The following is a 1,111-nucleotide window of genomic DNA, read 5'->3' as shown; positions in this document are numbered from 1 at the left end:
TGTCTAAAGAAAAGTTTGAACGTTCAAAACCGCACGTTAACGTTGGTACTATCGGCCACGTTGACCACGGTAAAACTACCCTGACAGCTGCAATCACCACCGTTCTGGCAAAAACCTACGGCGGTAGCGCTCGTGCATTCGATCAGATCGATAACGCACCAGAAGAAAAAGCGCGTGGTATCACCATTTCTACTTCTCACGTAGAATACGATACCCCAACTCGCCACTATGCGCACGTTGACTGCCCAGGCCACGCCGACTATGTTAAAAACATGATCACGGGTGCGGCTCAGATGGACGGTGCGGTTCTGGTTGTTGCTGCAACTGATGGCCCAATGCCACAGACTCGTGAGCACATCCTGCTGGGTCGTCAGGTAGGCGTTCCATACATCATCGTGTTCCTGAACAAATGTGACATGGTTGATGATGAAGAGCTGCTGGAACTGGTAGAAATGGAAGTCCGTGAGCTGCTGTCTCAGTACGATTTCCCAGGCGACGACACGCCAATCATCCGTGGTTCTGCTCTGAAAGCGCTGGAAGGCGAAGCAGAGTGGGAAGCTAAGATCATTGAACTGGCTGAAGCACTGGATTCTTACATCCCAGAACCAGAGCGTGACATTGACAAGCCATTCCTGCTGCCAATCGAAGACGTATTCTCCATCTCCGGCCGTGGTACTGTAGTCACAGGCCGTGTTGAGCGTGGTATCGTTAAAGTAGGTGACGAAGTTGAAATCGTTGGTATCAAAGATACAGCGAAAACAACTTGTACTGGCGTTGAAATGTTCCGCAAACTGCTGGACGAAGGCCGTGCGGGCGAGAACGTAGGTGTTCTGCTGCGTGGTACTAAACGTGACGAAATCGAACGTGGTCAAGTATTGGCTAAACCAGGTTCAATCAAGCCACACACTACGTTCGAATCAGAAGTTTATATCCTGAGCAAAGATGAAGGTGGCCGTCATACTCCATTCTTCAAAGGTTACCGTCCACAGTTCTACTTCCGTACAACTGACGTAACCGGTACTATCGAACTGCCAGAAGGCGTAGAGATGGTAATGCCAGGTGACAACATCAACATGATCGTTACCCTGATTGCGCCAATCGCAATGGACGA

Annotated in this window: 1 protein-coding gene; it reads left to right on the top strand. The window is 50.0% G+C overall.

Going from position 1 to position 1,111, the window contains the following annotated elements; genetic code table 11:
* Positions 1–1,111 (top strand): elongation factor Tu (gene tuf, locus FE394_RS19080; RefSeq protein WP_319927898.1); only part of this gene is annotated, 1,111 nt, incomplete at both ends.

The sequence above is a fragment of the Xenorhabdus littoralis genome, assembly GCF_033949345.1.
In the GTDB taxonomy this organism is placed as follows: domain Bacteria; phylum Pseudomonadota; class Gammaproteobacteria; order Enterobacterales; family Enterobacteriaceae; genus Xenorhabdus; species Xenorhabdus littoralis.
Note: the sequence above shows the minus strand (reverse complement) of the source record. Positions and strands in the feature narration are given on the sequence as shown.